Source organism: Chitinophaga dinghuensis (genome assembly GCF_003259435.1).
GTDB classification, from domain to species: Bacteria; Bacteroidota; Bacteroidia; order Chitinophagales; family Chitinophagaceae; genus Chitinophaga; species Chitinophaga dinghuensis.
Map to the genome: position 1 here is coordinate 517,545 of NZ_QLMA01000003.1, position 26,100 is coordinate 543,644.

The 26,100-nt window shown below is 45.1% G+C and carries 22 protein-coding genes; 13 read left to right on the forward strand and 9 right to left on the reverse strand.

The features are described 5' to 3' along the window. Complete coding sequence (locus tag CLV59_RS11185) at positions 1-1,065, forward strand: heparin lyase I family protein (RefSeq protein ID WP_111592112.1); 1,065 nt, start codon at positions 1-3, stop codon at positions 1,063-1,065. Between the two features lie 125 nt (positions 1,066-1,190). Here the strand turns inward: CLV59_RS11185 and CLV59_RS11190 are convergent, their stop codons facing one another. Further along, on the reverse strand, positions 1,191-1,634 hold the full coding sequence (locus CLV59_RS11190) for a YybH family protein (RefSeq protein ID WP_111592113.1): 444 nt from the start codon (positions 1,632-1,634) through the stop codon (positions 1,191-1,193). A gap of 242 nt (positions 1,635-1,876) precedes the next feature. Between CLV59_RS11190 and asnA the strand changes: the two genes are divergently transcribed. Both asnA and CLV59_RS11200 read left to right on the forward strand, forming a co-directional pair. After that, positions 1,877-2,866, forward strand: a complete 990-nt coding sequence (gene asnA, locus CLV59_RS11195; RefSeq protein ID WP_111592114.1) for an aspartate--ammonia ligase — start codon at positions 1,877-1,879, stop codon at positions 2,864-2,866. Positions 2,867-2,976: 110 nt separating this feature from the next. Next, positions 2,977-4,029: a metallophosphoesterase gene (locus CLV59_RS11200; protein WP_111592115.1), complete on the forward strand. Its 1,053-nt coding sequence runs from the start codon at positions 2,977-2,979 to the stop codon at positions 4,027-4,029. A gap of 8 nt (positions 4,030-4,037) precedes the next feature. On the opposite strand, the gene CLV59_RS11205 is transcribed toward CLV59_RS11200, so the two are convergent. The 3 genes from CLV59_RS11205 to CLV59_RS11215 all read right to left on the reverse strand — a co-directional run bounded on the left by CLV59_RS11205 (position 4,038) and on the right by CLV59_RS11215 (position 7,741). After that, complete coding sequence (locus tag CLV59_RS11205) at positions 4,038-5,633, reverse strand: ABC-F family ATP-binding cassette domain-containing protein (protein WP_111592116.1); 1,596 nt, start codon at positions 5,631-5,633, stop codon at positions 4,038-4,040. 198 nt (positions 5,634-5,831) lie between these two features. Then, complete coding sequence (locus CLV59_RS11210; protein ID WP_111592117.1) at positions 5,832-6,860, reverse strand: D-alanine--D-alanine ligase family protein; 1,029 nt, start codon at positions 6,858-6,860, stop codon at positions 5,832-5,834. Between the two features lie 104 nt (positions 6,861-6,964). Beyond that, positions 6,965-7,741 carry a 3-keto-disaccharide hydrolase gene (locus CLV59_RS11215; protein WP_111592118.1) on the reverse strand — a complete coding sequence of 259 codons (777 nt, stop codon included), beginning with the start codon at positions 7,739-7,741 and terminating at the stop codon, positions 6,965-6,967. A 174-nt stretch (positions 7,742-7,915) separates the two neighbouring features. Here CLV59_RS11215 and CLV59_RS11220 point away from each other — a divergent pair, with 174 nt between their 5' ends. Beyond that, positions 7,916-8,404: a DUF4240 domain-containing protein gene (locus CLV59_RS11220; protein ID WP_111592119.1), complete on the forward strand. Its 489-nt coding sequence runs from the start codon at positions 7,916-7,918 to the stop codon at positions 8,402-8,404. Positions 8,405-8,631: 227 nt separating this feature from the next. On the opposite strand, the gene CLV59_RS11225 is transcribed toward CLV59_RS11220, so the two are convergent. Then, on the reverse strand, positions 8,632-9,042 hold the full coding sequence (locus CLV59_RS11225; protein ID WP_111592120.1) for a Dabb family protein: 411 nt from the start codon (positions 9,040-9,042) through the stop codon (positions 8,632-8,634). A 161-nt stretch (positions 9,043-9,203) separates the two neighbouring features. On the opposite strand from CLV59_RS11225, the gene CLV59_RS11235 reads away from it, so the two are divergent. The 6 genes from CLV59_RS11235 (at position 9,204) to CLV59_RS11260 (ending at position 16,850) form a co-directional block, all read left to right on the forward strand. Continuing rightward, a complete protein-coding gene (locus tag CLV59_RS11235; protein WP_245950852.1) occupies positions 9,204-10,712 on the forward strand; it encodes a sensor histidine kinase in 1,509 nt (502 codons plus the stop codon). Between the two features lie 10 nt (positions 10,713-10,722). Then, entirely contained in the window at positions 10,723-11,922 is a 1,200-nt protein-coding gene (locus CLV59_RS11240) for a DUF4407 domain-containing protein (RefSeq protein ID WP_111592122.1), read from the forward strand. 15 nt (positions 11,923-11,937) lie between these two features. Then, positions 11,938-12,639 carry a LytR/AlgR family response regulator transcription factor gene (locus tag CLV59_RS11245; protein WP_111592123.1) on the forward strand — a complete coding sequence of 234 codons (702 nt, stop codon included), beginning with the start codon at positions 11,938-11,940 and terminating at the stop codon, positions 12,637-12,639. 113 nt (positions 12,640-12,752) lie between these two features. Further along, a complete protein-coding gene (locus tag CLV59_RS11250; protein ID WP_111592124.1) occupies positions 12,753-13,148 on the forward strand; it encodes a DoxX family protein in 396 nt (131 codons plus the stop codon). A gap of 83 nt (positions 13,149-13,231) precedes the next feature. Further along, complete coding sequence (locus tag CLV59_RS11255) at positions 13,232-14,263, forward strand: sugar phosphate isomerase/epimerase family protein (protein ID WP_111592125.1); 1,032 nt, start codon at positions 13,232-13,234, stop codon at positions 14,261-14,263. Between the two features lie 196 nt (positions 14,264-14,459). After that, positions 14,460-16,850 carry an ABC transporter permease gene (locus tag CLV59_RS11260; RefSeq protein ID WP_111592126.1) on the forward strand — a complete coding sequence of 797 codons (2,391 nt, stop codon included), beginning with the start codon at positions 14,460-14,462 and terminating at the stop codon, positions 16,848-16,850. Positions 16,851-16,856: 6 nt separating this feature from the next. On the opposite strand, the gene CLV59_RS11265 is transcribed toward CLV59_RS11260, so the two are convergent. Both CLV59_RS11265 and CLV59_RS11270 read right to left on the reverse strand, forming a co-directional pair. Then, positions 16,857-17,705: a dienelactone hydrolase family protein gene (locus tag CLV59_RS11265; RefSeq protein ID WP_111592127.1), complete on the reverse strand. Its 849-nt coding sequence runs from the start codon at positions 17,703-17,705 to the stop codon at positions 16,857-16,859. Positions 17,706-17,784: 79 nt separating this feature from the next. After that, positions 17,785-18,582, reverse strand: a complete 798-nt coding sequence (locus tag CLV59_RS11270; RefSeq protein WP_111592128.1) for a FecR family protein — start codon at positions 18,580-18,582, stop codon at positions 17,785-17,787. Positions 18,583-18,765: 183 nt separating this feature from the next. Between CLV59_RS11270 and CLV59_RS11275 the strand changes: the two genes are divergently transcribed. Continuing rightward, positions 18,766-19,944, forward strand: coding sequence for a proline dehydrogenase family protein (locus tag CLV59_RS11275; RefSeq protein ID WP_111592129.1), 1,179 nt, complete (start codon positions 18,766-18,768; stop codon positions 19,942-19,944). Between the two features lie 90 nt (positions 19,945-20,034). Here the strand turns inward: CLV59_RS11275 and CLV59_RS11280 are convergent, their stop codons facing one another. Together CLV59_RS11280 and CLV59_RS11285 are read right to left on the reverse strand one after the other, a co-directional pair. Beyond that, positions 20,035-21,342: a RagB/SusD family nutrient uptake outer membrane protein gene (locus tag CLV59_RS11280; RefSeq protein WP_111592130.1), complete on the reverse strand. Its 1,308-nt coding sequence runs from the start codon at positions 21,340-21,342 to the stop codon at positions 20,035-20,037. 26 nt (positions 21,343-21,368) lie between these two features. Beyond that, positions 21,369-24,362: a SusC/RagA family TonB-linked outer membrane protein gene (locus CLV59_RS11285; RefSeq protein WP_111592131.1), complete on the reverse strand. Its 2,994-nt coding sequence runs from the start codon at positions 24,360-24,362 to the stop codon at positions 21,369-21,371. 407 nt (positions 24,363-24,769) lie between these two features. On the opposite strand from CLV59_RS11285, the gene CLV59_RS11290 reads away from it, so the two are divergent. After that, a complete protein-coding gene (locus tag CLV59_RS11290) occupies positions 24,770-25,591 on the forward strand; it encodes a thymidylate synthase (protein ID WP_111592132.1) in 822 nt (273 codons plus the stop codon). 9 nt (positions 25,592-25,600) lie between these two features. Continuing rightward, complete coding sequence (locus tag CLV59_RS11295; protein ID WP_111592133.1) at positions 25,601-26,098, forward strand: dihydrofolate reductase; 498 nt, start codon at positions 25,601-25,603, stop codon at positions 26,096-26,098. The last annotated feature ends 2 nt before the right edge of the window (positions 26,099-26,100 follow it).

The following is a 26,100-nucleotide window of genomic DNA, read 5'->3' on the forward strand; positions in this document are numbered from 1 at the left end:
ATGAAAATCAATCAGGCACTTATTATTGGCCTGTTGGGTATTTCCTGTATTACAGGATTAACCAATTGCACTAAAGACAACAGCAACCCTGCAACTGCCAAGACTGGCAACGCCGGCGCTCACGTGGAATCCCTGCTTTTTAATGGCGACGCAGCCCTCGGTTCTTCCAATGTTTGGAAGGTACTGAACTTTGAAGGTAGCGGTACCATTACTGTAGAAACAGATCCTACTTACGGACAAGTATGGAAGTTCTACAAGCCAGCAGCGAGCCATCGTACAGAAGGCCATGGCGCTAAGAATTATCAGGCTGCAGAAGGAGATGACATCTACATCGGATGGCGTTCTAAACTGAGCATTCCTGCCAATCAGAACACCAATGCGGTATTCCAATGGAAGGCATTCGGTTCTACGTTGCCCATGTTGCAGAATTATCCCATTGTACTCAGTACCTCTTCCAGCAACACTTTCCACCTCATGCACTATGCACCGGGAAAAATTGGAACAGAAGTATGGGTAACTCCTTTGTCGGCCAACGTTTGGAACACAATGGTATTACATCTGAAAGTATCGCGTGATTCCTCTATCGGCTTCATCGAATTCTGGTACAATGGCACGAAACAAACACTGGTAAATGGTACCCAGCGTTACTATGCCCGTACCCTGGATGCCGATTACTGTGATCCTAAATGGGGAGTATATGGTGGAGATCCCGCTGATATCACTAACTATGTGCATGGGATTAAAATCGGTACCACCCTCGCTGACGTAGATCCAGGTGGCGGCGGCTCGCCAGCACCGCAGGTCCTGGTATACCAGAACTGTAGCTATGGCGGCTGGAGCGCGAGCTTTGGCCCAGGTCAGTACAATACCGCTGCTATTGTTGCTGCCGGCGGTCTGGATAATGACGCGTCTTCCCTGAAAATTCCTGCCGGCGTAACCGTTACACTCTTTGACGGCGATAACTTCACAGGAGATTCTCTGGTATTAACTTCCGATGCGAGCTGTCTGAAGAACACCAGTACGTTTAATGACCGCACTTCTTCCTTGAAAGTAAAGGTGAATTAATACGTCACTGAAAATTGTTGAAAACGGCCATGGGTAATAGTTTGCTCATGGCTGTTTTCTTTTGGTATGACGTGGATTTTTCCTGATGGATGTAAAATTGAAACGCATTTAGTAGAAGTGTATCATCAAACTTTTAATCCCACTTCCGCCATTCCCGTCGCTGTATTGAACGGCACAGAACTATGTGAAGCCACAATCTTCCATTCGCCTTGTAACTTCTCCCAGCAAAGGGTTTCCCGCCAATACATATCCACTTTTTTTCCGGTTTTTAACTGCGCATTCATGTGCTTGAGACAATTGCTGAATGCAACAGATTCTTCGGCGACTACCACCAGTTGATGGGTTGAGAGCAGCGCTGGCTCTTCACTGAAAGTCTCCATCCATGCCATTAACCGGTTTTTCAATTCTCTGGCCCCTTGATCCTGCAGTGGCCCCACTATGTCAAATATCTTTACATCATATTGAAAATATTCTACTGCCGCATTGAAATCCCTGTCGCTGACAGCCTGATCCTGCGCGGTTATCAACGCTCCTATATGCGTCTCCTCCCGATGATGATGACTTTCCATATAAAGACATTTTAGGTTCACTTTAATCAACACCTAAATACACTGCTGGTTCAATGCATAATTAACAGATTTTGTTAAAATGTGACCCGATTTTGTTCATTTTGCAATAAAATGGCGGTTTTGTTTAAAAATATTTCATTATTTGGATAATATTTTTGAATATTGTCGCATAAATCACGACTTTTGTAAAATATATTCTAACAAAGTCATATAATTAACATAGAAAAAGCAACGGAAGTATTATGCAACCGACGGCCAAAACATCAGCACAAAGCGATATGCTCGCGAAAGAACAAATTATTGCACAGGTGAAGGATTTCTTCGCTACTCAACTGTGCCAGCAGCTGTCCCTGATTAAAGTGACAGCCCCTCTGTTTGTGAAATCCGGAACTGGTTTTAATGATGATCTTAATGGCGTGGAAAAACCTGTTCAGTTCCAACTGAAAGGCGTTTCCGAATCTGTGGAAATAGTGCAATCTCTCGCTAAATGGAAACGTATGCGTCTCCATGAACTGGAAACACCTTCCGGACACGGCATCGTGACGGATATGCGCGCTATCCGCCCGGATGAAGTAATATCGCCCATCCATAGTTTCTTCGTAGACCAATGGGACTGGGAAAAACGCATCAGCCAGCAAGACCGCACCCTGGCATATCTCAGACAAACAGTGAACGCTATTTATCAGGCAGTTAGAGCTACTAATGATATGGTAGCCGCCGAAACCGGTCAGGCACTGGATCTGCCAGCAACCATTCACTTTATTCATAGCGAAGACCTACTCAAACAATACCCGGATCTCACTCCAAAAGAAAGAGAGAATGAAATTACCCGTCAATACGGCGCAGTATTCGTCATGGGTATAGGCGGCCCACTCAGCAATAGCCAGGTACATGATGATCGTGCCCCTGATTATGACGACTGGACCACTGCCAACGAAGATGGCTACCATGGCCTCAATGGAGATATTCTCATCTGGAACCCAGCACTCAATAGCGCACTGGAAATCTCTTCCATGGGTATCCGCGTAGATGCGACTGCATTGAAAAAACAACTCGCACTCAAAAATTGTGAAGAACGCGCCGCACTGGAATTCCATTCCAATGTCCTGAACAGCGCCTATCCACTGTCTATGGGCGGCGGTATCGGCCAATCACGCCTTTGCATGCTGCTGTTGCAAAAACAACATATCGCTGAAGTGCAATCCAGCATCTGGCCTAAAGGCGCCTATTAAAATAATCCAGGAATAGTATACCGTAAAAAGCCACCAACAGGTGGCTTTTTTTTATTGCATTTGATCCGTATCTTCATATATCCCTCGGTCATTTATTTTCTAATTTAATCATGCTCAAACTCAAAGCTATTCTGGCTGTTTCCTTGATGCCACTTGCTGCATTTGCACAGCAATATGCTGATGGACCATACGTCTACTACAAAGGAGACAGCGCCATTGTGAAAACAATTTTTCAACGGGAAGATCTGAGATCCGTTGAAACAAAAACTTATCCGAAAGACAAAACTCCTGCATTACAAACAGGCGGATTTTCGGTACAATTAAAACAAGACATAAAAATCCAATCCTCTATCAGCCCAAAGGCAGACAAGGTTTTTATACTCTCTGATATTGAAGGCGAGTTTGATGCGGGCAAACAACTACTCCTGGCCGCAGGAGTCATTGATCCGCAGTTTAACTGGACTTTCGGGAAAGGTAACCTCGTTATTGCCGGCGATTTATTTGACAGAGGAGTGGCAGTAATGCCCTGGCTGTGGCTCCTCTATAGCCTGGAAGATAAAGCTGCCGCCGCAGGTGGCGCCGTGCATGTAGTACTCGGAAATCATGATGTGATGCAACTGAGTGGCGACTTCCGATACACCGATGCCAGCTATTTCAAAAATGCCTGGCTAATGGGGCGCGATATGCGTACCGTTTTCGCTACCGATACGGAACTTGGCAGATGGCTGCGGAGCAAAAATGTGATGGAACAAATCGGCGATCTGCTGGTGATGCATGCTGGCCTATCCCCAGATCTGCTACGCAAAGGATGGTCACTCGAACGCATCAACGAAACCGTAAGACCCGCATTAGGCACTCCCAGAAAACAATTACCCGATTCCATGCAAGTATTCTTCGATAGCAGAGCCCCCTTCTGGTACCGTGGCTATTTTATGGACCCCGCTGCCAGCATGGCGGTTGTCGACAGTACCTTACAATTTTATAATTGCAAAAAAATCATCGTAGGACATACGATCACAGATACCACCATCGTCACAAAATATAATGGTAAAGTGATAGGCGTAGATGTTGACCAACATGAAGGCCACCACCAGGGCCTGCTCATTGAAGGCGAAAAATACTATGTGATCGATAATACAGGTCGCAGAAAACCGTTGGAGTAGCCAAAAGGCTACTCCAATATTATTTCCCTGGTAATACCAATATCTTCAGTAAAAGATCGATCATGCGAAATCAGGATCATCGTTCCCCTGTATTCCGCGAAAATCTTTCCCAACATAGTAATATTGACCAGGTCCAGGTTATTGACCGGCTCATCCAGGAAGATGACGTCCGGCGTTTGATTCTGAAGTATCATACAACAAAGCGATAAACGCAGCATTTCTCCTCCGCTCAGTACAGAACAGGGTTTATTCCATGTGTCCGGCTTAAAGATGAAATTAGCCAACATGGTATGTATCTGCGCGGGCTCCAGTTTCCGTTCATTGTAGGCAAACGCTTGTTCCAGCAACGTTTTGTTCCTGTCTATCAACGTATAATCCTGATCCAGCAATACGCTGGAAAAAGCGGCTCGCTGTAAGCTGCCAGCACTCGGTTGCAGTTTCCCCAACAATAATTGCAATAAAGTAGATTTACCAGCGCCGTTACTACCGGTAATGGCTATACGATCTCCACTACGAATAGTAAAAGTAAGCGGCGTTTGCCATAATGGCGACTGCTCCGTATACCCGAAGTTCATATCATCTGCCTGGAATAATACTTTTCCATTATGCAGGATGGCATTCTCAAAGAAACCTTTCATCATCTGTTGCATCTGTACCAGTCCGGCCGCGTCCTGTAAGGATTCCCGGATATTCCCGATTTTATCCGCATGGACCTGTTTTAATTTTCCGGTACTGTTTTCTGCCGCTACTTTCCGGCCATTCAACAGGATTTTCGGTTCAGAACTGAACTTACTTTTTTTCCTCGCTTGCGCATCGGCATGCTGCTTGCGTTCCAGTGCTTCCTGCTGCTTCTTTCTGGCCTCTTTCAGGGCCTTTTTGTGAAAGTCGAGCTGCTGCTCCTTTGCGGCGGTTTCCTGTTCTTTTTGCGAGGCATACAGATCATAATTGCCTCCGTATTCCTGCATACCATCAGCTGTAAGCTCCATGATAGGCTCGCATAACCGCAGTAGTTCCCGGTCATGACTGGTGAGTAATACTGCGCAGTTGGTAGTGGCCATCCACTCATGCAACTGCGCTCTGGCTTTACGATCCAGGTGATTGGTGGGCTCATCCAGCAGTACAATGTCTGGCGAAAAAATAGAGATCCCTGCAAGGAATAGTTTCGTTTTCATACCGCCACTCAGCGCCAGTAAAGACTGATCGAGGCGTATACCTGTTAATCCCCATTCAGCAAAGGCTTCTTCGCATCTGGCCACGATATCCCAGTTATGTTCCATTATATCGTAATCCTCCTGCGCTACAGAACCGTTTTCTATGGCCTGCATAGCGGCTGTCAGATGGGAAATACCCAATGCGCCAGCTACTGTTTGCTGATCAAAATGACCATAGTGCTGTGGCACATAATACAGTGAACCACTGATCAATAAACTGCCTTGATAATCCGGTAATTTTCCGGCAATGATTTTGAGTAAGGTACTTTTCCCTACTCCGTTTTTTCCAACAATAGCGGCCTTTTCGCCTTTCTCTATTGTAAAGGAGACATGTTCGAAAATGCTGGTGGAATCAGGTTGACGGAAGGATATATTTTGTGCGTTAAGTAGCATGGAAATTGGGTTGAGAGATGAGCAAATAAATGAGGCGTCCGTTGGCAGGATGTCAGTTTCATGTCAGTAAATTTTAGTTAAGAAATATGTGTATATGAGAAATAGCAGTGCCGGGTGGCCTGCAATAGCTTGGTGCTATATTTTTGGAAGGATCAGAATCACATAGTGACGCAAAGGTAGGCAAATTTTTTAAAAATGCTATAGGCCCCAATTTTGAGCGAGTATGTTCTCTAGTAGCTCAGGGTAGGTCCAGCCGATTTTAGCGGCGGCTATGCCGGTCAGACTTTCCATATTCCGCCGGTGAAACCTGGAAGGACCTGGCAGCGCGGGTTGCATGTTGAGGTCGATGAGGGTAAATGTACCGGTGGCATCAGCGCGGCAATCGATTTGTATAGGCGCACGGATACCTACCAGTCTGGCTGCCGCTTCACAATGTTGATAGGCAGCCTGCACCTGCATGGTATTTTCTTCTTTATCGTTCAGCACTTTATTATCCTGAAGAATGGTAGCTGGATTGGTTTCCGGTGAGATGCTGTTATGATGGTCCAGTCGTTTTACACCTGGGAGATGCCATGGACTTTCCTGTACAACTGTTTTTCCTGCTATATTGTAAGTGCCGGCCGGCATGATCGTCACGGCGATTTCTTCGCCCGGCAGAAAGGATTCCAGCAGCACAGCGGTACCGTGTCTGTCTACATCAAACATTTTAGTCAGCGCTTCCTGGAAGTCCTCTTTATTCCGGATAATCGCAATCGTATCGCGGTGATGTCCCCGAATAGCCTTTGCTACCAACGGGTAACGGAGCTTTTTATTATAATTCCGGAAGGCGTCATATGGTAGTAGTTCCGCTTCAGGAACGGGAATATCATTGTCTTTCAGCAGCAGCAAAGTATTCCATTTATCGTTGTACATACCGGAGAGCATAGGATGTTGTCCTACCACGCGGATACCTCTGTTCAGCCAGGTGGTGATGGGATGATCTGCGGTGAGACAAGTGTTCAGCCAAATGCAGTCTGCCCCGCTATTCACCGCATGTTCAATCCCTTTCGCGGTATCGGGGAATACCCAGTCACTATCTTTATCGATATAGGGATTTTTTGCAGGAGTAATAACAGTCATCGGAAGATTTCTCAGTGCACAGGCAATATCAGCGCCACTATCAGTATGACTGGGACTGTCTTTAGCAGCGGCCTGGCAGGCTACCGCTATTTTAAGTGATTCCGTCATGATAAAAAAGTTATGCCTTATCAGGTATCAACAAAAATGCCGGAGAACAGTTTGTTTCCCGGCATTTTTATTTCCATTACAGTAACGTAGAGGCGTTACCGTAATTATAATTCTCTGATCCAGATATTGCGGAAGCTGATAGGTTCGCTTTTATCGCCATGCGCCTGCAATTTGATAGGAGAGGCGCCGTGTGCCTGTGCATAGGACGGTTTACCGATATATTGGGTAGGTCCGAGCAGGGAGGTATTATTTTGTACTAGTATGCCATTGAAGAATACTGTTACGCGGGCCGGAGATTGCAGGGAGCCATCGCCATTGAAAACGGGAGCTGTCCAGATAATATCGTACGTCTGCCATTCTCCTGGTTTACGGGCCGGATTAGCGAGGGGAATAAATTGTTTGTAGATACTGCCTGCCATTCCGTTGACATAGGTTTTATTATTGTAGCTGTCAAGGATTTGCAGTTCATAGCCACCATCACCTTTACCTATAGAGGCGAGAAAGAGGCCGCTGTTACCGCGGGCCTGACCGCTGCCTGTGATATTGGCAGGAATACGCCATTCGATATGTAACTGGTAATTGGAGAAGGCTCTTTTGGTTTCGATATTGCCGGCGGATTTGTTGACCGTCATAACATTATCTTTTACATCCCAGCCAGCCGGCTTGGTTCTGTCTGCCACAGATACCCATTCATTGAGGTTTTTACCGTCAAATAAAATGATGGCATCTGAAGGCGCATTGTCGAAGGTGATTTTACCGGGAGTAACCACTTTTGGAACGGGTTCCCATACTTCTGTGTCTTCAGGTTTGGCTTTGTCCTGAGCATGTACCATAAAGCTGCCGCATGCCAGCAGCGCGGTGAGCAAATGTTTTCTCTTCATTGTGGAAAGTTTAGCAATATGTAATCTACCATTTTACGGATGGTTCCGGCGCGGATAAAGGTGATCTCTACACGCCTCAAGATAGGAGAAAAACTTTATTCTTCACAGTGTAATTGCACTACGCAATTCTATTGCGTACCGACAGCTTAGTTTTGATGTCAGAATAATGAATACATGGACGAACAACAATTTTGGGCTTTAATAGACGCATCCTGGAAGGATATTCCTGGAGCAGATAAAATGCGACAGACAGGCATTAGAACAAACGAACCGGAACTTATTTTTGAATTGAGCGAATTGTTGTCAGTAGAAATTGCCAGTTGTATAAAGACACGGTTACTCGATCTGGAAAAGGCCGATCTGGTGCGGTTTATTCGGATACTCGAGGCCAAACTCCATCAGATCAACCGGGAGGAAATACATTTTTATACGGATGGTTCTGATGAGGGCTTCCTCTATTGCCGGGCATTTATTGTGGGCATGGGAGAGGCGTATTTTAATCTGATAGACCGTCATCCTGCTTATGCCACCTGTGATGCAGAAGCGGAGATCATCAGTTTTATAGGCTATGCCGCCTACAGTGACAACTTTGGACATGAATTTCACAGAGATGCAGATAATCTCTCTGCCTTAGATGCTGCAGAGGGCTATTCCCTGAACTAAAATATTGCAGTGGCGCCGATACCTGACTTCCCAACACTTCCCCCTACTAGGGTGTTGGCGCCCTGTATCTAAATATACAGTTAACCCGGATTTACTGCGATTGAATAGCAGCAGCATCGCCATTCTTAAGCTGATACCTGTTCTGCATCCAGGTAATGGGTTAGTATGCTTTCATCCATTGTTTGTTTCCTTTCTGACGTTTAACGCACAGGAGCCGTCAGAAGGTACTAAATAGTCATGGCATCATAAACAACCACGCGTTCCCATAAATGCCCGTAATTTTTGACAAACTCCAGATGTACGGGATGGGTCTGATACGATGCCTGGCCGGAAATGTCATCAAAGAAGATCATCTCTGATACATCCCAGGAGCCATCTACCACTTCTCTTTTCTCTGTATCCGCCACCACCCCTACATGTAAGGTGCGGATACTTTCGATTTTACCCAGTCCTCTCACTCCTTCAATTAGTTTATTCCTGTCTTCCACAGAATGCGGATTTTTCAGCCAGAAAAAAACGTGATGAATCAAGGGCTGGAGGCTTTTTGAGGGAGCAAATGGTTTTGCTGAGGCGGTCACCGCGCCTACGGCAAGCGCCGCGGCGGTGCCGATGAATTGTCGGCGGTTAGCGTTGGACATAGTGTATGAGGTTAAGTACCCTGAAATTACGCATAACCGCGCAGAAATCAAAGCGCAGCCGGGATTTGCAGGCATTCGTAACAGAATATTGCTATTTCATCCCATTTTATTACCGCAGCAACAGCCAATGCTTAATATTGCTGTAAATATTAAAGCCTTATATGAATCAGCAACAATTGCGAAAAATTGAATTTGGAGTGGCTACAGGAATCTTCCTGCTGGCGCTGATCAATCTCCTGGGGCCTTCTTTCATGTCCCATGACGGACGGATCTCCGTAGACGGTCCTTATGCCTATAAATTCGCCCAATATCACCAGGTATACGATTATTACCTGCATTATGTAATGCCCGCCATGGGGAAAATCGTATTTCTATACCTTTCCTTTGTAGCAATGAGTTTCCTGATTGGCCCCTATTTTTTTGAAAAAAGAAAATGGGTTGCCGGCGCCATGTTAACCTTCCTGGTTTTGGTAATCCTCTTTTTCGCCCTGCTCGTCACTAACTCTTATACCTATGGCTACATGCTGGGACGGTATTCCTCCATTCGGGGCGCCCATATGCAATTCGCAAAAATGGCCTTTCTCAGCACCGCCGTATATGCCATCCTGTATGTGATCTATTACGTTTTCAAAACCCTCTATGCCGGATACCTGCATCGTTGGGTGACAGAAAAATTCCTTCCTGCAAAAGGCGCGAAAGAACTGTTGATTATGGGTGTCATTTGGGCGGCGTTAGTGGCTGTAACCTTTAGTACTACCAGGAAAGTCATCTTCTTCTCAGGACCCGTAATAATGGCTGTGTACTACTTTACCCAATACCGCATATTCCCGGAATATGAAGGGCATCGCAACAAACGTGTACTATGGAGAGACCTGTCCATCTTACTGTTGACGGCTAATACCTTAATGGTAATTATTTTTGCCCTGATATCCCATCGCAACGCCAACATCAGTGTACCCATGGGCTTACTATGCCTGCTGTTCTGCGTGATATTGATATTGCCACTTTGCTGGATGCTGTTTAAGTCGAGGCTCCAGCAACAGGCTACCGTTACCGGCCTCCAGAAAGCGCTCGGGCATTCCGCCGCAAATCTGGATTTCCTCCGCACACAAATTAACCCGCATTTCCTTTTCAATGCACTGAATACACTCTATGGAACCGCATTGCAGGAAGAAGCCGCCCGTACCAGTGAAGGTATTCAGAAACTAGGGGATATGATGCGATTCATGCTGCACGATAACCATCTGGAAAAAATTCCGTTGGATAAAGAAGTTGCGTATCTTCAGAACTATATTGATCTACAGCGACTGCGTGTACTCGTGTCTCCCGATATCAAAATTGATGTGAATATCGATGAAACAAACTGCCGTCATGATATTGCTCCTATGCTGCTGATCCCCTTTGTCGAAAATGCTTTCAAACATGGAATCAGCCTTAGAAATAAATCTAGTATAGTCATTTCAATGTCCTGCAGCGAGGAGAAAATATTTTTCGATGTATATAATACAGTACATCCCCGTCCTGAAAATGATCCGGAAAGAGATAGCTTAGGTATAGGACTGAACAATGTGAAAGAGCGACTGGTATTACTTTATCCCGACAAACACGAACTCAGTATAAGACAAACCGGCACCGGATTTTTTGTACATCTTACCATTGATGTGAATTGATAAACAGACCATGACAACTTCATCAGAAAACAAAATTCAACCTGCTCAGACAGAACCAGATGCCATCACAAAATTCTTGTGGTGGCTTTCTGCTGCTGATACCGACATCCTGAAAGAATGCAAAACAGAGAAAGAACGCTACCGCATCGTTGGTATCGCGGTATTTGTCACCTGGATGTTTGCCACCCTTGCCTGGGGATATTTTTTCTCCACCATCGTCAGCGACGATATGATTGTATTGGCGCTGGCCCTCTTCTTCGGCTTCGCCATTCTCAGTATTGATCGCACCCTCATTGCCGCCATGACACGCAGCAATGGTAATAATAAATGGATGCCGGTCGTATTCCGGCTACTGCTGGCCATCACCATTGGATTGTTTATCTCCCAACCGGTTGTGCTGATGCTCTTCAAAAAAGATATCAACGCACAACTGGAAATTAATAAGCAAACAAAAATCGATGCTTTCAAAGATTCCCTCGTCAAACAAAATGCGGTACAGCGACAAATGTTTTTATCGGACCTTGATAAACTAAATAAAAACATCGCACAGAAAGAAGCACAAACAAAAGACTATAAAGACGGTTATATCAAGGAAACAGACGGTACTGGCGGATCTGGCAGAATCGGCGAACAGGCCGTTGCCCGCGTGAAAAAAACTGCCTGGATCTCATCAGAAGAAGAACTCGCCGGATTGCGCAAACAACTGGCGCCCCAACAAGCCGTACTGGAAGAACAACTGGCACATATGCGATCTGTTGATAGTATCAAAGTACTGGCCTATACCAGTAGCCTTACAGATGGCTTTCTGGCACAGATTGAAGCCCTGCATGATCTGACCGACAGCCATCCTCCGCTGAAACAACGCTACCGCCTGATTGTATTTATTATTACGCTCATTGAAATCATGCCCCTGCTCAGTAAAATGCTGATGCCCAGAGGCGAATATGATGAAAGACTGGCTGCTGCGAGCTCACAAGGTATGCTGAATGCCAAACTGGAACAGGAAAAAGGCCGGGAACTACAGGAACATTTTCAGGATGCTGCCACGGCGGCAGACAAAGAACTTATGGACTACCTGATGGAAGAAAGTAATGCGATCCGCCGTCAACAGGCAGAACAGCTGGTCAGAGAATGGAAACAACGAGAACCCGCTTCTATCAGATTATTCTGGCAGCAGGCGAAGAAATTGTTTTTTGGAAAAATGATGTAAAAGGTAACTGAATTTATGAAACTCACTGCAATAGCTATAGATGATGAACCCGTTGCGTTGACGGTGATTAAGAATCACGCTGCCATGGTGCCTTTCCTGGAGATGAAAGGCTATTTTACCAATGCCTTCGAAGCAATGGAATTCCTGAACAAGGAGAAAATCGATCTCCTCTTCCTGGATATTAAAATGCCGGACATCTCCGGGCTCGACTTCCTCACCAGCATGCCGGAGCCGCCAATGACCGTTTTTACAACCGCATATTCAGAACATGCGGTGAAAAGTTTTGAACTGGATGCCATCGACTATCTGCTCAAACCTTTCTCCCTGGCACGTTTCATTAAAGCATGCAATAAAGTACATGGCTTATGGTTACTCAAGCAACGCCAAACAACCGTTCGGGATGTACCGGAATATATATTCATCAAGAGCGGATATGAACAATTGAAAATCATTCTGGATGATATTCTTTACCTGGAAAGCGCAGGTAACTATGTCAATTTCGTGCTGAAGGATAAGAAAATTATTTCCAGGTTATCTATGCAGGAAGCCATTGATCTCCTCCCTGAATCTATGTTTACACGGGTACACAGATCCTATATCGTAGCCAATAACAAGATTGAGCGGGCCGACAGGAACTCCCTGTATATTCAGCATTTCCCCGTTCCAATAGGGGCGGCATTTGCGGAAGCAGTGGAAGAATTACTGTTGCGTAAATAAGTTGTCGCATTTACCCCGGTAAATGTCTTAATACCTCCCCAGGAAAAAGGAATAAGCAGTATAATTTTACATCATCGAAAGCAACCGATTATTTAACTATTATACTGTTTATTATGACAACCTTAACCACTTCCCGCATTGCCAAAAAAGATCGTATTATCTATTGGATTTTTACTTCCCTGTTTGTATTGCTGGATAGCGTTCCTGCTATCTGGTTCAACAGTGAACTGGCACGTCAGGGGATGAAAGATATGGGCTTCCCCGCTTATTTCGGCGTAGAATTAGGTATTGGAAAGATTATAGGTGGACTATTGCTGATCTTGCCAATGATTCCTGCACGTTTCAAAGAATGGGCCTATGTAGGATTCGGTATTTCACTAATCTCAGCAGGTATTGCCAACCTGGTAGTAAAAGGACCACTCTTCGCATTAGCGCCACTGGCGGGCCTTGTAATCCTCACTGTATCTTATGTTTATTTTCATAGAATCAGGAAAGATGCCGCTTTATAAGCCGGCATCCTTCCCTGTCATTCATCAAAAAAAGCAACCTGTATTCTCATAAAAACGATATATTTAAATAAAACCACGTTATTATGAGCAATACGAACAATCGCCGTGATTTCCTGCGCCAGGTAGGACTTTACACCATGGGACTAGGAATCCTTCCTTCTATTCTGGCGGCCTGCAACAACGGGCAATCCACCGATGACAAGGATAAAAAAGACAGTACCGGCAATAAACTGGTCACTGAAAATGTCCATGATCTCTTCTTCAAAATTTCTTTGGCAGAATGGTCTTTCCACAAAGCCTTGTTTGCTGGAAAAATGAATCACCTGGACTTTCCGCTGCGTGCCAAAAATGAATTTGATATTCATGCAGTAGAGTATGTAAATCAGTTTTTCAAGGATAAAGCGAAAGATAAAACCTACCTGGGTGAGATGAAGAAACGTTGTGACGACAACGGCGTGAAAAGCGTATTGATTATGTGCGATGGGGAAGGGGAAATGGGAGACGCAGATCTGAAGAAACGGCTGCAGGCAGTCGAAAACCACTATAAGTGGGTAGAAGCGGCACAGTTCCTCGGTTGCCACGCTATCCGCGTAAACGCAGCAGGAGCCGGTAATCCAGAGGATGTTGCCAAAGCGGCCGCAGAATCGCTGGCGAAACTCGCTGCATTCGGGAAAGATCATAACATCAACGTAATCGTGGAGAATCATGGCGGCAACTCCTCCAATGGAAAATGGCTGAGCGGTGTCATGAAAACCGTCAATATGCCTAACTGCGGTACCTTACCGGATTTCGGTAACTTCTGCCTGGAACGCTCCAAACCAGAAAGTAATACGCCGGAAGCATGGGCTAAAACCAAATGTCTGCAAGACTATGACCGTTATACCGGTATCCAGGAACTGATGCCTTTCGCAAAAGGAGTAAGCGCCAAATCATACGACTTCAATGATAAAGGAGATGAAACTACGATGGACTTCGCCCGTATTATGAAGATTGTTAAAGATGCCGGATACACAGGCCATGTAGGGATTGAATATGAAGGTAACAACCTGTCAGAAGAAGATGGTGTTCGCAAAACAAAAGAACTGCTGTTACGCGTAGGCGCTAGTCTTAGCTAACAACCACTAGATAAATATGGATGACAAGCAAAGCAATTATACTGCTTTGCTTGTTTTTTTGTACTGAAAGCGAACATGATTTGTTTCAAAAATGAACATATGTGTATTTGTTTAATACTTATGGATTTGATTATATTGATGTAGATTTAAGGGCACTGCATTGGTTACTCACTGGCATTATATCAATTTACACCTTATGATCCGCAATTATTTTAAGGTTGCCTTACGGAACCTGGTAAAGAACAAAACCTACGGCCTGCTGAATATACTGGGGCTGGCGTTGAGTCTGACTTGTGGTATACTGATAGCAATGACAGTGCAGTTTCACCTGAGCTTCGATAATTTTCACAAGGATAGTGATCGTATCTATCGTTTTGTTACGGAGCAACACCGTGATCGTATATTCTATTCCGCAAGTGTACCGCCGCCACTAGGAAAAGCTTTCATCCATGATTATACATCTGCGGAAGATATGTGTCGGGTAGTAGATCCAGGTCCTGTTTTGTTAACCATGAAATCAGGCAGTGATATAAAGAAGATAAAGGAGGAGTCTGGGGTAGTTTTTGCAGACCCCTCTTATCTGAAAATGTTTTCATTTCAACTGTTGCAGGGAAATGCACAAACGCTAGATGAACCTAATACAGCCATCATTTCTTCATCTATAGCCCAAAAATATTTTGGAGATAAAGATCCTATTAATCAGGTATTATATTATGATAATAAGCAAGCGGTACGCATTACCGGAGTAATACAGGATCTGCCGAGAAATACCGATCTGAAAGGAAAAATTATTCTTTCCTGGCCTACTGTAAAAGTGTATAATGATTGGTTTCTAAAAGACGATTCATGGGGTGGGATTGCCTCCGGACTGAATAGCTATGTACGGTTGAAGCCGAATGCGAATGTTGCGGCTATTGAAAAAGATTTACAGTTATATGTAAAGCGCTATCGTCCTACTAACAAGAATGTACATCACTATTTGCTGCAACCGCTTGCGGATGTACACTTCAATGCCCATTATGATGGAGTAATGGAGAAAAAGAATCTATGGATACTCTCTCTTATCGGTGTTTTTCTACTCATAACCGCCTGCATGAATTTTATTAATCTTGCTACTGCTCAGGCTTTGAACCGTAGTAAGGAAGTAGGTATCCGGAAAGCGCTTGGGAGTTTTCGTGGCCAACTGTTTTGGCAATTTATTGCAGAAACAGGTGTTATAACTATAACGGCTACACTTTTAGCGATCATATTGTCGTATTTCACATTGCCATTTTTTGGATCGATGTTTAATGCAGAGATTCCGTTCCATCTTTTCAATAACCCATTGTTGCCTTCTATTATACTCTTGATGGTAGTTGTTGTGACTTTCCTTGCGGGCGCTTATCCCGGACTGATCTTATCTGGATTCAAGCCAGTGGAGGCATTGAAAGGAAAGCTCTCCTTTCAGCAGCTCGGAGGTTTCAATACTAGGAGAAGCTTAATTGTAGTGCAGTTCAGTATCTCATTGGTTTTAATCATTGCGATGCTGGTCATTACCCGACAGATGCAATATGCGAAAGAGTTTAATATGGGATTTGATAAGGAAGCTATCGTGATGGTACCTGTAGGCACAGAAGAACAGGATATTAGTCGAATGACCCTTCGTCGGGAGCTGGAAGCGATTCCCGGCGTACAGAATGCCAGTATCTGTTATTCTTCTCCCTCTTCTAATTCAAACTGGACGACTACCATCACCTTTGATAATCGTCAGGAGCCAGAGGCTTTTCATGCCAGTATAAAAGGAATTGACGAGAATTATCTGTCTACATTCGGACTGAAGCTGGTGGCTGGTAAAAACGTTTTTCCTGCGGATAGTGTGAGGGAGTTTATAGTCAATGAGACTATGGTACATAAATTGGGATTAGCTTCTCCGGAAGAAGCCTTAGGCAAGCTTGTCTCTATCAGTAGTGGCGCTTTTGTCGCCACCATTACCGGGGTGGTAGCCGACTTTCATGACGGTTCTCTCCATGATGATATTGGAGCAGTCGCCATGGCTATTTATCCGGATCAGTATGAGTACTATGCTGTTAAGCTCGATACTCGGAGAATGTTGACTACCTTACCTGCGATTGAGAAGGTATGGAATGCCATGTATCCGGAAAAAATGTATTCTTTCCAATTCCTCGATGACCGTATTGCAGAGTTCTATACTACAGAAGAAACCATGTTGAAAATCATTCGCATGTTTTCCCTGTTGGCTATATTTATTGCATGTCTTGGCTTGTATGGGTTGGTATCCTTTATGGTAGTGCAAAAACGAAAGGAAATCGGCATCCGTAAACTGCTGGGAGGAACGATACCCGGCATATTGTGGTTATTCGGGAAGGAATTCGGCCGGCTGATTCTAATATCATTCCTGTTTGCAGCCCCGCTGGGATGGTGGCTGATGAGTAACTGGCTAAATGATTTCCGTTATCATGTGGAGTTAGGACCTGGCGTATTCGGTGTTGCTATTATTGTCACGATTATCATAGCGGCACTTACTGTTGGAATGCAAAGTATACGTGCCGCTATGGTGAATCCTGCGAAGAGTTTGAAAAGTGAATAACTGCTGCTATTTCATACCAAACTGCTTACGAAGAAATGCGATAGCATAGCCATACGCTTCTGTGGTGGCTTTGCTATCGTATATTGGATTACTCGGATTAGCGAAACCATGTTCTGCATCAAAGGAGTACACCGTTAATTTCTTTCCTGCTGCCTGCATGTTTTCCTTGAATGTTTTTACCACTTCAGGATTGATGCCTTTATCTTTCGAAGCAAAGAGTCCGAGTACTGGCGCATTCAGTGTTTTAAGTCGCTCAATATCTTTTTCCGGCATACCGTAATACATTACATCGCCGATATTCTGTTTACCATTTATCAGCCCGGATTGCAGGGATAATCCTCCGCCGAAGCACCAGCCAATAGTAGCAATTTTAGCAGATTTCCCAGCATACTGCAAGGCGCCCTCCATAATTGCCTGGAGGCGTTCCCGTGGCGCAGCCTGCATTAGTTTACTGGCATCCTCCCGATTGGTGGCAATCTTCCCATCATACATATCCAGGGCCAGCACATTCACTTTCCCACCGAGATCGTTATACAACTTTTCAGATTCTTTCTTGATGTAATCATTCAGTCCCCACCATTCCTGGAATACAAAAAGGTATTTATCAGAAGGCGTTTTTGCTTTGAACAAAAAGCCATGTACTTCTTTTCCGTCAGGAGCTGGAAAAGACACATTTTCTCCTTCGGCGCCCTCATATTTATAAGGTAGGGGATTGGCATGCTGATTTCTGAAATCGGAAGAATTGGCAAGGTCGGCAAACTCAGTAACGGCATCCTTATGGCAGCAACTGGGGGTCTGTGCCTTGGCGGCCGAAACCAGGCCCAGCAAGGCAATAGCGAATAGTAACTTTTTCATGGAAAGTTGATTTGAGTAGAAGGTACAAAAAATGTATAAAAAGCCTGCTAACGGAGAAGTATATACGTTAGCAGAACGATTAAAATTTTATCTCTACCTGGTTATTGTCGGCCTTCCAGGTGAAACCCTGTTCCTTGCCCAGTTTATCCAGTACCTGGGCCAGCGAGGCTTTTACAAAAGTTTGGTTGACAGGCTTCGCCTTGGAGGCGTTTCCTTTCACATCGATCTCTACGCCATACCATTCCTCCAGTTTTCTCCAGAGATGCAACCCCTGTAAATCATCCAACTGTAGGGTGTCGCTTAGCCAGCGCTCCGCATCTGCCGGGTTATAGGTCTCCTTTTCCATCAGGTCGATTTCCCTGTTGGCCAGGATCATCTGCCCTCTTTCCAGTATTTCCGGTTGATTATCGGTGGCAGAATGATAACTCTTAGCCACCTTCAGTTTGCCCGTCAGCAGGTAAACAGTAGCGCCCTGCTGCCCCGTAAAGCAATGCATACGGAAACTGGTTCCCAATACAGTAGACGTCAGTTTATCCGCTACCACACTAAATACGGCCGTATCTGGCTTTACCTCAAACCAGGCATCTCCATCCAGTAATATGCGCCTTTCCTGGTGGCCGTAATTCTCCGGTACCAGCAACAAGGTTGCTGAATTAAGAATGACAGTGGAACTATCCGGCAACACGACCGTCGTACGGTTGCCCAGGGTGCCGGTATAAGTCTGATATTTAATTCCCGGTTGTTGTAAAGAGAGAATTGGACTGGGCTTTTTCACCTTTGGAGCTGGCTGCTGACAGGCAAAAAGGGCCATACCACAAATCACCGGCAACAAGTTGGAAAAAGTCAGTATTTTCTTGGTATCATAATTAAATAGCATATACCGGGAATTTTGTATGCAAAGGAAAAGTCCTAAAAGTAATCAAATTTAGTAGCAGTCGGAAGCGTCACATTTCCAATTTCTATCAAGCAATCGACAATATCTGTTAATGCTGTTAAAAAGATGTTTCAACCGGCCAATGTTTTTTGTTGGAACCGTCGGACCACCCTAACTTTGCGGCCCATGGAAAAGCAGCTACCTTTATCATTCGATAATACGGCTATTGCATTTGAGGCAAAGACCGACAAAGCCTTGAAAAAAGCCAACTTTCTCTTTAGTAACATAGGGAAACCTTGGTTAGTTAAACTGGGCGCCACGTTTACTCCCATCGCATTCAAACTGCGATTACCTATTAAAGGCATTATTAAAAATACAATCTTCTCCCAGTTCTGCGGAGGAGAAACACTCGAAGAAGCAGCGCACACTGCATTACAGCTGGGCAACTACCATGTAGGCGTAGCCCTGGATTATGGTGTGGAAGCCATGGAAGGAGAAGAAAACTACGACCATGCAGTGCCTGAATTCATTCGCGCTATTGAATATGCGGCCTCCCGTCCGGATATTCCATTCATCGCTATCAAAATCACCGGTTTTGCCCGTTTCAGCCTCCTGGAAAAAATCCATGCCGGCGAAACCCTTACCACCGAAGAACAACAGGAGTTCGAAAGAGTGCGCAAACGCGTACTTTCCATCGCGGAAGCTGCTGCCAAAAATAGTGTAGGTATCCTCGTAGATGCGGAAGAATCCTGGATTCAACAGCCAGTGGACGACCTCACAGACGAAATGATGGCCCTGTTCAACAAGAAAAAAGTCATCATCTTCAATACTTTCCAGATGTATCGCCACGACAGACTGGAATTCCTGAAAGTTTCCCTCGCCAAAGCGCAAAAAGAAGGCTACCTGCTGGGCGCTAAACTGGTACGCGGCGCTTACATGGAAAAAGAAAACAAACGCGCCGCTGAAAAAGGTTATCCAACACCTATCCAGCCTAGCAAAGCTGCTACTGATAAGGATTACGATGCAGGGGTTAGCTTCTGCCTGGAAAACCTGGATAACCTGGGCCTGTTCATCGGTACCCACAACGAAGACAGCTGTATGCTGGCTGCCCGTATCCTCCACGATAAAGGCTACGCACATAACCATGAACATATCAGCTTCTCCCAGCTGCTGGGGATGAGCGATAACATCACCTTTAACCTGGCACATGCCGGTTATAACGTGTCCAAATACCTGCCTTACGGACCAGTGAAAGATGTAATGCCTTACCTGATCCGCCGTGCACAGGAAAATACTTCCATTGCCGGACAAATGGGACGAGAACTGGGCCTGATCAGAAAAGAAATGAAACGCAGAGGATTATAATTTTGTAAATACAGTGTAAAGGGCTGACCAAATAAATGGCCAGCCCTTTTTTTATGCTTCTCCAGATTAAAATGCTATGCGCAAGCAAGATTAGATATTGACTTCTGTTTGTGGTAGCGGGAAGTTGGGCCAAACCTTGTCATTCGGCCTGTCTATTGGCAAATCTCCCAATCGGCCATATCTCCGCATATCAATCCAGCGATGACCCTCTCCCAACAACGAATATCGACGCTGGTATAATAATTCATTCAACAACGCAGGGGCTGTAATGGCCCCGCCATAAGGAGGCAAATTGTGCCCGGCCCTGATAGTATTCAGCGCTACCTCTGCATCAGGATAGCTGGCTAACTGAATCTTTGCCTCTGCATACAATAATATCAACTCTTCATTTCGAATGATGGAAATAGGTGCATCCAGGGCCGTCCAGATCCAGAGATCACGGTTACTTGTGAGGCCCGATTGGCTAACAGTAGCGGTGCGTAATGGCGCTTTCGAGATACGATCATCTCCAGGCAGGATGTCTGTTGCAAAACTAGGTTGTACCGCTCTTACTTCCCCTGTGCCGTTAAGCGCAATGAAGGAAGGATTCACCTGATCGCCGCCGCCAGTAGAAAAGTAGTGATAAACCCCTGTGCTGAATTTACCATTCATATCCATAAAAGAGCCGCTCAGATCAGTGAGTACGCTGGCCCAGTTTTTACGATAAGCATCTACACGGGCTGCCAGCGCACGGTTGAATTGCGTCAGTCCTGCTGCGTTATTGAAGCTGCCAAATCCGGCAGACAATGGGAAGATCACAGAAGAGGCGCTTAAATCAGCTGCGCCATCTGCCAGGTATTTCAGGATAGAATCCTGTACCTGTCCCGGATCTTTGATAACAGGTCCAATATAGGTGGGATCTGCGGTGGGAATACGTACGCCATTTACATCCGTCAGATTCAGATTCAGCAAGAGCTGATAACCGATGATGGTTTTTGCGAATCCGGTAAATCCTTTGCGTTCCGCATCTGTAATGGATTTGCAGTTGGCCGCACCCTGCAAAATGAGCCAGCATTGACGAATAACCAGGTACCTGGATGCCCATGGATTACTTAGGTAGAAAGTATTGTTGTCTAATCCACTGGTCAACATATCCGTTACCCAACGTGGTTCAGAATTGGAGAATCTGTAAATCTCCCTGCCAATTACCCCTACATCGTCCAGGTAAGTGCCCACATCTCTTCTCATACCAGATTCAACTCCGGATACTAAGTTGTTCAGATCCGCCTTGCTGGGATTAAGTATAATGACATCTGTAGGCGTATTCAGGTTAAGAATCTCTCCTTTCTGACAAGCATGACACAACAGCATAATGCCAGCCAGTACTGCGAGTTGTATATATTGATGATACTTTTTCATGTGAATAAATTTTGTCTGTTGAAGAATCAGAAGTCAATGCCAAAATGGAAACTCGCTCTCTTAGAGGCAGGATATGGCATAACGTCTACACCAGTGGAAAGTCCGTTGCTACCGCGACTTTGAGCAGTAGTCATCGTGTTACTTCCGAAATTGGATACTTCAGGATCGTACCCAATATATTTTGTCCAGGTGAAGAAATTATTAGCAGAGACACCCAGTCTGATTCCTCTGATATGTTTCACATTGGTAAGCGGTATGTTGTAGTAAAGACCGATCTCACGTATACGTATGTACGAAGCATCCTGTACATAGATAGAAGCGTCGCCGGCATTAGGTCTGTACGCTCCGGCTTTTTTTCCGTTGATGATATTGTCATAATCAGCGGAGGTAGCGCCCAGGTCTGTCAGCAGTTGCGTAAGATTGATATTATCCCCGCCTTTCTTCCAATGTAATAAGAAACGGAAAGAGAAGTTTTTGAGGAAAGTAACCTCGTTGTACCAACTGGTCTGGAAGTCTGGTTCCGCATTGCCCAGCGATTTGAGAGAACCGCCAACAGTTCCTTTGATCTGGGTGGCAGGCTGTCCTTCTTCCAGGTAGAAAGTACCGAGAGAGTTACCGAATGCGCCAATTGCAAATGGAGGTATCACGAGTTTGGTTAATACCGCCTTGTTCTTCCACCAGTTGATGTTGGTCGTCCATTTCACTTTAGGCGAATTCACAGGAATAGCGGTAATACCCAGTTCTATACCTCGGTTGCGAAGGTCGCCACTATTTTTCCACTCGCTTACATAACCATTGGAAGCTGGGAGGGTATGGCGCAACAGCAGATCGTAAATTTTCTTGTTGTAATAAGAGGCTTCCAAACTGATACGACCTTTCAGAATACTGATGTCGATCCCTGTTTCAAGCTCTGTTTGTCTTTCCGGTTTGATATCAGGATTTCCTCTGAGGTTATCTAACAGAATACCAGGGTAGGAATTGATATTGCTGGGTAATAGGGAGATGAACTTACTACCGTATGGAGGCACATTTCCGGATTGGCCGTAAGCCGCGCGTAGCTTGAGGTTATCGATTAAGTCCGAATGCCAGAAAGACATTTTGGAAATATTCCATGAAGCGGCCGCTTTAGGGAATACATAGTATTTTTTATAGTCTCCGTTATTGCTGGAACGGTCGAAACGCACGCCACCAGAGAGCGTGATCGCATCAATTAAGGTCAGATCTTCCTGGAGGAAAATACCATTATCACGATATTTCATGCGGAATTGCCGGGTAGTGGCATTGGCGCTTTGATCCACATTACTTTGGTCCGTAATGATATTGGTGGCCACAGTAGTGATATTCTCAAAATACCCTGTTTCATACGTGGCGCCGAGGGTACTGGATAATGTCAGATTACTGTTGGGATTGAAAGTATTTACCAGGAATCCGGCGAAGTTAGTGTTCAGGTTATTACTCATTCCCTGAATGGAGTGACCTAACTGGCTGTTCTTTTCAAATTGCAGATCGCGAGGGAAAAGCGCCAGGGTCTTGAAGTTGAAGAAGTCCACACCTCCACGTAAAATAAGGCGGGTAGTACTGGTTTTGCTTTGTTGGAAAATCGCATCCAAATTTCCGCCACCTACAAAACGGTTCGTGGTTTCATTATTGGTAGCTCTGTCTCTTGTTTGTAACGGGTTGGATGCTGCGAAGGAATCCACCGGATATTCTCCCTGTGCATTTGGATGGATGTCTATCCAGCCAGGGGTAGAGGAGAGGGCAACGCCAAAGGTAACGCCATTGTTATCGTTGTTGGTCATACCTCTGTCTGCCGATGAATTAATATAATTGGTAGTAACGCCAAGGGATACACGATCAGAAATTTTGTGATCTACGTTGAGGCGTACAGAGTTGTTGAGATAGCCAGTATTCTTGATGATACCGTCTTCTTTGCGGCGATTGGCAGAAGCAAAAAAAGTGGTTTTGTCAGAGCCGCCGCTTACAGAAATATTGGAATTCAGGACTAACCCTGTCTCTCCATACATTTCCTTTTCATAATCAAATATTTTTCCTGCTGCCTGCGCTGCCTGGAATTTTGCTTTGTACCAGGCCCTCGCTTTGATTACATCAGGATCTGTGCTGGTAGCAGATCCTGCGAGGTCGGCAGCTGTTTCAGGGGTGAACGCGCGTACGCCCATCAGATGACGCGCTTTTACAAAACCGGTTTCCTGGTTGAAACTGATATTTGTCTTACCGCTTTTCCCTTTCTTGGTGGTGATAATAACTACGCCGGCAGCGGCTTTCGCGCCATAGAGTGCAGCGGCGGAAGCGCCTTTGAGGATTTCCACATTTTCAATATCGTTAGGATTCAGATCCGCGATACGACTGGAAGGGTTATCCTGGTTTTGTGGGTTACCGGCAGTAGCGGCGCCGGTTACATCATTCAGCGCTGCAGGAATACTGCTGTTGTTAAAGAATACGCCATCCACGATAAACAGTGGCTGCGAGTTCCCGAAGATGGAAGTGATACCGCGAAGCTTAACAGAAATACCGCCGCCGGGAGCGCCGGAGTTGGCGGTAATCAAAGCTCCTGGCACTTTTCCACTGAGCGCTGCATCAAAGGTTTGTGCAGGCGCTACTCCAGTCAGTTCCCTGGAGGAAATAGTGGCTACCGCATTGGCCAGGTTTCTTCTCTTAACAGTAGTAGCCATACCTGTCACCACCACCTCATCCAATTTGGCGAAGTCTTCTTCCATGGAAACGGTAAGCGGACTACTGCTCTGGGTAATAGCAACTGTTTTTGTCTTGTACCCTGTGAAACTAAATACCAGCGTGGTGTTGGCGGAATTTGCCACGATGCTGAACTTTCCGTCAGCATCAGATACGGTACCACGTGTACTGTTAGGAATTCTAATGGTAACACCCGGGATAGGGCGTCCGTTGGCGGCATCTTGTGTTTTACCCGTAATTGGCTGCTGGGCATAGGTCACAATACAGCATACGAGTAACAACACCAGAAAGGTGAATCTGGATAGAAGCATAGTAAATGGAGTTGATAAATATGTAAAATGGGATCACCAATGGTGATCGGGTTCTAAAGCAGCTTAGTTTTCTTGTTTTTTTAGGTTAATTCGATTTTGGTCTTTTGAGAATCCGGTCTGTTTCTTTTTCAATAATGGACTTTGGATGGACGGTTAATCCTATCGTTTTGCTACTCTTTGCTGGCTATTACTACATTTCAGGGCACGTGGCAAATTATCTTCGTATAGTCGTCAAGTTGGGGGAAATATCCTGTCTGAAAAATATTTGGCAGATTACGAAAATTGCAGATAAATCCACTTTTTTTATTTAAAGTATTTTTTTTATATTCTCTTGAATTGTCGCTTTCCTATCATATGATGATCTGAGGCTCCCGCTATTTTTTAAAACTTCGTATCTTGCCCGCATTATGGAGCAGTACCTTTCATTATTACAGCATATTATTAAGGATGGAGTTGTAAAGTCAGATCGTACCGGTACCGGTACTACGAGCGTGTTTGGTTACCAAATGCGGTTCAATCTGCAGGATGGTTTTCCCCTGGTGACCACCAAAAAGTTGCATCTGAAATCCATTATATATGAGCTCCTTTGGTTTTTAAAGGGAGACACGAACATTGCTTACCTGAAAGAACATGGCGTGAGCATATGGGATGAGTGGGCAGATGCCAATGGTAATCTCGGTCCTGTTTACGGTAAACAATGGCGCAGTTGGGAAACCCGCGATGGCCGTGTGATAGACCAGATCACGGATGTTGTAAACACCATCAAAAATAATCCGGATTCCCGCCGCATTATAGTGAATGCCTGGAATGTAGGGGATTTGCCAGACATGAAGCTCAGTCCCTGCCATTGTCTTTTCCAGTTTTATGTGACGCCTCCGGATACTGCCAAAGGCGAAACCCGTGGAAAACTAAGCTGCCAGCTTTATCAGCGAAGCGCGGACGTATTCCTGGGCGTACCTTTCAATATTGCTTCCTATGCACTCCTGACCATGATGGTGGCCCAGGTATGCGACCTGGAACCGGGCGATTTCGTACACACCTTCGGTGATGTGCATCTCTACAGCAACCATATGGAACAGGCGCAATTGCAATTGAGTCGCCAGCCATATCCACTGCCTGTAATGAAAATCAACCCGGCAGTAAAAGATATTTTTGCCTTCAATTATGAAGATTTTGAATTGCAGAACTATCAGTTTCACCCAGCTATCAAAGCACCAGTAGCGGTTTAAGCAAATCTTATGAAAACAGTTTCCATTATAGTAGCCGCTTCCGAGAATAACGCTATTGGCATTAATGGCCAGTTGCCATGGCGTATTGCGGACGACATGAAATATTTTAAAAACACGACCACAGGCAAACCCATTATTATGGGACGCAAAACCTTTGAATCATTGGGTAAGCCTTTGCCTAATCGTCCGAATATCGTGATTACCCGCCAGCCCAACTATGCGCCAGCCGGTACTATTGTGGTAGATTCTCTCCAGGCTGCCCTGGAACATGCGAATACCTATGATGTACAGGAAGTGTTCATTACCGGTGGAGGTGAAATCTTTCATCAGGCAATGGAGATCACGGATAAAATCTACATGACCCGCGTTTACGCTGTTGTTCCAGGAGATGCTTTTTTTCCGGAAATAGATGGCAATAAATGGACATTGGAAAGTGATGAACGCCATGAGGCAGATGAAAGAAATCAATTTCCTTTCTCGTTCCAGATTTGGGGAAAAATCAGGTAGAC